We start from the raw sequence: 7,292 nt of genomic DNA, 5'->3' as shown, positions 1-7,292 counted from the left end.
TGCTGCGACGTCATGCCCGGCAGGGCGGCACCGTACCCGGCTGGGCGGCTGAGCCGGGGTCAGCCGTTGACACCCGTGTACTGCCGCAGGCTCCGGGCCCGGCGGTCCGCACCGTGCTGCGACGTCATGCCCGGCAGGGCGGCACCGTACCCGGCTGGGCGGCTGAGCCGGGGTCAGCCGTTGACACCCGTGTACTGCCGCAGGCTCCGGTTCCACAGGCACCGGGCGCCGATGAAGGCCGCGAGGCCGACCAGGGGTGAGGCGACCGCCAGCGCGACGGGCACGCCGACACCCGCGGTGTGCCCGGTCAGGACCGCGGCGGGGAAGTAGGCGATGAAGGCCAGCGGCAGCACGAAGGTGAGGGAGCCGCTGACGATGCCCGGCAGGATGCTGAGGGGGTAGTTGCCGAAGGTGGAGAGCATCTCCTCGACCCACAGGCTCCAGTAGTTGCTGGAGGGATACCGGAAGTGCAGGCTGGAGACCACGGTGAAGATCGCGGCTTCCATGAGGGTGCCGCCGATGATGCCGGCGACGACGTAGGCGATCCGCGCCGCCGTCCAGTCGAGGGAGACGGCCATCACGGCACCGGTGAACATGGAGACTCCGACCAGCAGATCACCGATCGCGTTCGTCGGGAAGACGGTGAGCTGCACCTGACGGAAGACCGGCATGGGGCGCAGGAGGAATCCGTCGATCATCCCGTTCTGGACGAGGCTCGCCATGTGATGGACCCGGCCGAAGAAGAGCACGTTCAGGCCGTGACTGAGCATGCGCATGGACGCGACGAGCAGCACCGCGTCGCTCGACCACCCGCTCATCCCGGGAAAGCGGCCGAGGAGCACGGTCGCGAAGACGATGATCGACACCTGCCACACGGCACCGACCACGATGCTCATCACGAAGTCCGCGCGGTATTCCAGCTGGGCGCGGAAGGACACACCGACGATGCGTCCGGCAACGGTCCATGACTTGAGGAACGCGCGAAGACGGTTGGTGACCATGGCGTTCACCCTCCCTGGGAAACGACATGGTCCGCGGCCTTCCGCCACAGGAACCTGGTGAGCAGGGCGAGCAGGATCACCCAGACTCCCTGGACGGCGAGTTGGGCCGGGGCGGACGAGAGCGGTATCCGCCCGATGTAGATCGACAGCGGCGTGTTGAGCGTGGCCTGGAAGGGCAGCAGCGTGCTGAGGGTCCTGAACCACTCCGGGAAGTACCACAGCGGGGCGTAGGAGCCGGAGAGCAGGTTTCTGACGAAGGTGAGGATCTGCAGGGCGCCGTTGTTGCGCAGGGTCCAGAAGCAGAGCAGATCGACCAGCAGGGTGAGCTGGTACAGCACCGCCTGCGCGAGGAACATGCTCAGCACGAAGACGGCCCCGGCGCCGGCCGACGCGGGTGCCGAGACGACTCCCGTCAGGCGGCACAGGAGGTATCCGGCGAGTGCCCACGCGAACCCGTAGAACTGGTCGCCGACCGCGCGATACAGGTAGTAGCGGCGGGGCGGTACAGGCCGCAGAAACCAGTAGACGATCGTGCCGAGATACAGGTGCACGTACACCGAGTCGCGGCCGCTGTTGCGGTCGAGGCCGCGGATCGGGACGGCGAGCGTCGACAGTACGACGAAGGTGACGGCCTGTTCGCGGTCCAGGCCGGCGCTGCTCGTGGTCTGTGCGTACAGCGCCCGCCAGAGACATACGACGAGGAAGACCTGGATGGCCAGCCTGATGAACGTGGCGACGATCCGGCCGGGCGCCAGCACTTCGGCCAGTGGCGTGATGCGAGCTGTCCGCCAGGCCCGGGAAGAGGCCGGAAGGGAAGACGGGGCGGCCATCTCAGACGGGCTCGCCGATGGTGGGCCGATGGTCATCGGGCGCGTCCGGGCCGAGGTAGGCGGCGCGCATCACATCCTCCAGGTCGCTCTCCGCCACGCTGATGTCCGCCAGGTCGTACTGCTGGATCACGCGTTTCAACGCCTCGTGGGTACTGATGTCGGCGCCCGGGTCCGGAGCGAAGGTGATGAACGGGCCCTCGACGCGCACGATCCGCAGACCCTCCGGGACCCGCGTGTCCACCGGACCGGTCACCTCCGCGCGCACCTGCCACGTCCCCCCGAAGCGGCGCCGGATGTCGGCCAGCGGACCGTCATGGACGATGCGCCCGTGGTTGATCAGGACGATGCGCTCGGCGAGCCGGGCGACCTCCGTCATGTCGTGCGTGGTGAGCAGGACAGTACGTCCGCGTCGTTCGACCTGGTGCTGGAGAAAGCGTCTGACCTGTTCCTTGACGACGACGTCCATGCCGATCGTCGGTTCGTCCAGGAAGATGACCGGGGGGTCGTGCAGCAGGGCCGCCGCCAGGTCGCAGCGGACCCGCTGGCCGAGGGAGAGGTGGCGGACCCTCGTGTCCCAGAACGAGGCCAGGTCGAGCAGATCGTCGAATTCGCGTATGCGCGCGGTGTATTCGGCTTCTCCAACATCGTAGATGTCCCGGAGAATCGCGAACGATTCGCGCGCGGGCAGATCCCACCACAGTTGTGTGCGTTGCCCGAAAACCGCTCCGACGTTGCGTGCGTTGCGCTCCCGTGCTCGGTAGGGAACGGCTCCGACGACTTCGGCTTTCCCGGAAGTTGGCGTGAGAATTCCGGTGAGAACCTTGATTATGGTGGACTTCCCGGCACCGTTCGGCCCCAGCAATGCGACGAGTTCACCGCCCTCGACGCTGAATGAGACGTCATTGACAGCGGTTTTGGTCACGCGCTGCGGTGCCACGAGTGAGCGCAGTGTGCCGCGTAGTCCCTCTTGGCGTTTTACGGTGTGGAATACCTTGGTAAGTCCCTGGGTGGCTATTGCCGCAGGCATGGCGCTCCTAGGATCCCCGCCCGGACCGGATGCGACCTGTGTGCAGCGGGGATTGAGACTCTTCCGCAAACGGCGGCGGGAGCGCAAGTGCCCGCGAAGGCGCCAACAGGTCGGCGGTTCCCGGCAGCTGAGGACACTGAGCATCCCGGCCGGGGCGGGTGACGGCGCGCTCCTTCCATGGGGGCATACCGCCGCCAAGAGGGATACCTCACCCCAGTAGGGCATATCTGCCACTCAATCTGCTTATTGCTGGCACGGTGAACGGCTCAGGTCAAGCGGAGGTGAAAAGCTTTACGCAGTGAGTGACGTCGCCCGACTCTGGTGTGACAATCCCTCATCAACGACCTACGGATTATGGGGGACATATGCGCGAGCAGTTAACAACTGGTGAAGTCGAAGGTTCGTACCTGGAGGCCCTTGATGTCGCGCTGCTCGTCGAGAGCGAGGTCTTGGTGAAAGGGATGGAAGTACTGATGAGTACGCTGGACCGGGTCGGATCGGTCCGGCTGTGGAATCCCGAGGAGCTCGAGAAGTCGCTGGATTCCGAGGAATGCGACGTTCTCATCGTCACGGTGAAGCGGTGGGGTCTTCTTGACGGGATGGAGGAGGACTACCGTCGCCGGATGCCCAGGGTTCTGGTGCTCGGCAGTGATCCACTCGGGAGTGGCCATGGCTTCTCGGCACTGCCCTCGGGCGGTTTTCTCGCCACGTCCGGTCTGTCCAGTACGTCGCTGGACGACGCGTTGCGGCGGGTGACCGCGGATGAGAGCGCCCCGCCGGCGCAACCCGCCAGGCGCCTGCTGTCGGGAATCCCTCCGTCCTGTGTGGGAGGGGGCCGGGCGGCGCGGCTGACTCCTCGCGAGCAGGAGACCCTGACGCTGCTCGCGAACGGGCTGAGCAACAAGCAGATCGCACGCTCGCTCGGCATCTCGACCCACGGGGTCAAACGTCTGGTCGGTGCCATACTGCTGAAACTCGGCTCTCCGAACCGAACCGCCGCGGTGGTCACAGCGATGCAGATCGGGCTCTTGTAACCCCGTTGACCCCGTCGGCGGTCCGACCCATCGGTGGGTTCGCCGACCAGGCGCCGATGCGGAACCAGCGCGACTGCTCACGTCCACGTGCGACATCGGGTGTGAGCAGTCCGCTGGACTGTTCATGGGCTTCAGGCGTCCGCGCCGCCGGCTCGGGGCCGACCGCACCGAGCGCCGCGACCCTCTGGTCGCAGTTGTACGCGGGAGCGTCGAGAGGTCCAACTTCGGCCGCTCATACCGCGGTTGCCGCACATGCCGGTTCGGGAACGCGCCCGAGGGGCCGGGTGGTGCGCCTCGCCGCGGAACCGACCGGACGCTCGGGAAACGGCCACGTCAGCCCTGCCGGGACGAACATCGACACGCCGCGCGGGCATCGGTTAGCCTCCAGATCCGCGGCACAGGCCGCGAGCCCGTCGGCGTCCACCAGACCGCTCGTCTGCCGGACCGGGGCAACTCCGACACCGGGCCCTCGGCGTTCCAGGGCCATCCTCTGCCACCCCACGCGGACCGCGATTCCCCCACCTCGGGGCTCCGCGGCGTAAAGCGCCCACGGACAGACCAACGGCACCAGGGAGTGAGCGAAATCGACACCGTCACCCAGCATCCTTCCCCCGAGAACGCCGACATCGGAGAGCACGCGGCCGTCATGGCTGAGGGAAGTCGCCTGTTACGCCATCAGGACCCGGAGCTGGCACAGCTGCTGGACCAAGAGGTCGTCCACCAGGAGAGCACACTCGCCATGGTGGCTCACGCGAGTCTGGCCCATCCGTCCGTCCTGTCGGCGGCGGGTTCCGTCCTGGGCAACCTGACAGTCGAAGGCTATCCGAGGTCCCGGTATCACCCGGGCAGCACCGTCTTCGACGGGGTCGAGGAACTGGCCGTCCACAGAGCGAAGGAGGCCTTCGGGGCGCGGTACGCGAACGTACAGCCACACTCGTGCTCCTCCGCCAACCTCAGCGTGCTGTTCGGTCTGCTGCTCCCCGGCGACACACTCCTGGGCATGGACCTGGACGCGGGAGGGCATCTGACGCACGGCGCCTCCGCGTCGGTGACCGGTCGCTACTTCCGGGTGGTGCGCTACGGCCTGGACTCCCAGGGGCTCATCGACTACGACCAGGTCGCCCGACTCGCCCGCCGGCACCGGCCGAAACTCATCGTCGCGGGAGCCAGTGCCTACCCCCGGACCATCGACTACGCGCGGTTCCGCGCGGTGGCGGACGAGGTGGGCGCCTACCTTCTGGCGGACATCTCCCACATCGCGGGGCTGGTGGCGGCGGGGACGCATCCCAGCCCGATCGACATCGCGCACATCACGACCACCAGCACCTACAAGCAACTCGGCGGCCCTCGGGGCGGGCTCATCCTGATCGGTCGTGAGTGGGACACACCGAGCCCCGACGGCGGGACGACGCTGGCGCGGCTGATGCAGCGAGCGGTCTTCCCCCGCTCGCAGGGAACGCCCAACCCCTCCGCCATCGCGGCGAAAGCACGTGCGCTCGCCCTGGTGGCACAACCGGCCTTCAAGGAACTCGCCGCTCGCATCGTGGCCAACGCCCGGTCCCTGTCGGCGCGGCTCGTCGACCTGGGTCATCAGGTGCTCACCGGCGGCACCGACAACCACATGCTGCTCCTGGGCCTTTCGGACAGGCAGCTCACCGGCCTGGTGGCCGAACAAGCCCTGGAGTCCTGCGGGATCCTCGCCAACAGGAACCGGATACCCGGCGACACCAAGCCACCGCTCGTCGCCGGCGGGCTGCGACTGGGCACCAACATCGTGTCCCAACGAGGCATGGGCGCGGCCGAGATGAAGGTCTGCGCGGAACTCGTGGCGCTGGTTCTTGACAACGTTGCCGTACTCAGTGACACCGAGTACGAGCTCGATGCTGCCGTAGGCACGACGGTCAGGGACACCGTGCGGCAGCTATGCCGACAGTATCCCGTGGATCACTACCGCAGCCTCTCCTCACCACGGGGGTAGCCAGATGGCTATGTACCTAAGGGGGGGCGAAACCGCGCCAGACATCGGAGGACACTGGAGGGCATGCCCGGTCGGGAGATGGGAGACCGCAGGGTGTGTGACATCGATGTCGACGCCTCTTTGACCAACGTCTTCAGGTGCGCCGTCGGTGCCGGATGAGTCCGCGTGGCCACTACCTCCGCGATACCGAAGAGGGTTGACCATGGCACGGGAAGGAATCTCAGTGAGCCGACCGAACGTGGTGTCGGGCAGCGCGGCGTCTCATTTTCGGGAAGTAGAGGCCTTACCCGTGGCCAGCGTGAACATCACCGAACTGATCCTGGAGGACTCCCCACGCCACCACGGTATCGACCCGGCCCATGTTCATGTTCTTCAGGAGGCCGGCGCACCGCTCCCGCCCATCCTCGTGCAGGTCGGCGTCATGCGGGTGATCGACGGAATGCACCGGGTGCGCGCCGCCATGGCGAAAGGCGCGCAGACCATTGAGGCCCGGCTCTTCGACGGCAGCTATGAGGAAGCCTATGTCCTGGCCGTGAAGCTGAACACCGAGCACGGGCTGCCGCTGTCACTCTCCGAGCGACGGTCCGCCGCACTGCGCGTCATGAACCTCTATCCCGACTGGTCGGATCGCGCGGTCGCGACGACCACCGGCCTGTCCGCGAAAACGATCGCGAAGATACGCCGGAGCATGCCCGCCGAGGTCATGGACACCGAGAAGAGAGTCGGCAAGGACGGACGCAGCCGCTCCATGCGGAGCGACGAAGGGCGCGTACGCGCCAGCCAGGTGATCGCCGCTCGGCCTGACGCGTCGTTGCGCGAGATCGCGAGAATCGCGGACATCTCCCCGAACACGGCCCGTGACGTGCGACGCCGGATGAGAAATGGCGAATCCCCGGCACCGCGTCATCACGAGATCTCCGAGACGGCACAGGAGCCGTCCGCGGCCAGGACCTACATCAGACAGGTCGAAGCGAGCAGGGCGGAGGCGACCGCCCGGCCGGAGAGCAGCCGCAGAAGCGTGTCCTGGGCCAGACTCCAGCGTGACCCTTCGCTGAGGCTGACGGAAGCGGGGCGCTTCCTGCTTCGGGCGCTCAGCGTGCTGGCGCTCGACGGCGAGACCTGGGACAAGCTGGCTCAGACAGTACCTTCGCACTGCGTGTACGACGTCGCGGAGTTGGCGCGTCACTGCGCCGCGGCGTGGGAAGAGTTCGCCAGGAGGCTGGAGGTCCCCAAGACATGAGCCGCCAAGTCACCGCGAGGCGAGGGCGCGTGTGCAAGTGAGGACCTTCAGCAGTTGCACAGCACCGGCAGGGGCGGGGGACCGGCGCGGCGGCGGCACCGGATACCCCATGCCGAGATTCCTGCCCGGCTCGGGTACCGAATCCGGCGGGGTTGACTTCCGGCGACGGGGAGCCGTTCAAT

At 67.2% G+C, this 7,292-nt stretch carries 6 protein-coding genes; 3 read left to right on the top strand and 3 right to left on the bottom strand.

Annotated elements, in window-relative coordinates; all coding sequences use genetic code 11:
- Positions 1-173: 173 nt before the first annotated feature.
- Genes AB0I77_RS46600 through AB0I77_RS46590 form a run of 3 tightly spaced genes read right to left on the bottom strand, consistent with a single transcriptional unit; the run spans position 174 to position 2,858 of the window.
- Entirely contained in the window at positions 174-1,001 is an 828-nt protein-coding gene (locus AB0I77_RS46600) for an ABC-2 family transporter protein (RefSeq protein WP_363289016.1), read from the bottom strand.
- A gap of 5 nt (positions 1,002-1,006) precedes the next feature.
- Positions 1,007-1,831, bottom strand: a complete 825-nt coding sequence (locus AB0I77_RS46595) for an ABC-2 family transporter protein (protein WP_363289015.1) — start codon at positions 1,829-1,831, stop codon at positions 1,007-1,009.
- Position 1,832: 1 nt separating this feature from the next.
- The gene (locus tag AB0I77_RS46590) at positions 1,833-2,858 is read right to left on the bottom strand and encodes an ATP-binding cassette domain-containing protein (RefSeq protein ID WP_363289014.1); all 1,026 of its coding nucleotides are present in this window, start codon (positions 2,856-2,858) and stop codon (positions 1,833-1,835) included.
- Positions 2,859-3,223: 365 nt separating this feature from the next.
- On the opposite strand from AB0I77_RS46590, the gene AB0I77_RS46585 reads away from it, so the two are divergent.
- From AB0I77_RS46585 to AB0I77_RS46575, 3 genes are all read left to right on the top strand, one after another.
- Positions 3,224-3,892: a response regulator transcription factor gene (locus tag AB0I77_RS46585; protein ID WP_363289012.1), complete on the top strand. Its 669-nt coding sequence runs from the start codon at positions 3,224-3,226 to the stop codon at positions 3,890-3,892.
- Between the two features lie 574 nt (positions 3,893-4,466).
- Positions 4,467-5,870: a serine hydroxymethyltransferase gene (gene glyA / locus AB0I77_RS46580; protein ID WP_363289011.1), complete on the top strand. Its 1,404-nt coding sequence runs from the start codon at positions 4,467-4,469 to the stop codon at positions 5,868-5,870.
- A gap of 289 nt (positions 5,871-6,159) precedes the next feature.
- Positions 6,160-7,110, top strand: a complete 951-nt coding sequence (locus AB0I77_RS46575) for a streptomycin biosynthesis protein (RefSeq protein ID WP_363289010.1) — start codon at positions 6,160-6,162, stop codon at positions 7,108-7,110.
- Positions 7,111-7,292: the final 182 nt, after the last annotated feature.

Source organism: Streptomyces sp. NPDC050619 (genome assembly GCF_040654815.1).
Lineage (GTDB): Bacteria > Actinomycetota > Actinomycetes > Streptomycetales > Streptomycetaceae > Streptomyces.
The sequence above is the reverse complement of the archived record's forward strand: the minus strand, read 5'-3'. Positions and strand labels throughout refer to the sequence as shown.

Excerpts from the sequence above, each read along its gene's own strand:
- AB0I77_RS46585 (WP_363289012.1), top strand. The coding sequence starts at position 3,224 with ATGCGCGAGCAGTTAACAACTGGTGAAGTCGAAGGTTCGTACCTGGAG.
- AB0I77_RS46595 (WP_363289015.1), bottom strand. The coding sequence starts at position 1,831 with ATGGCCGCCCCGTCTTCCCTTCCGGCCTCTTCCCGGGCCTGGCGGACA.
- AB0I77_RS46600 (WP_363289016.1), bottom strand. The coding sequence starts at position 1,001 with ATGGTCACCAACCGTCTTCGCGCGTTCCTCAAGTCATGGACCGTTGCC.
- AB0I77_RS46590 (WP_363289014.1), bottom strand. The coding sequence starts at position 2,858 with ATGCCTGCGGCAATAGCCACCCAGGGACTTACCAAGGTATTCCACACC.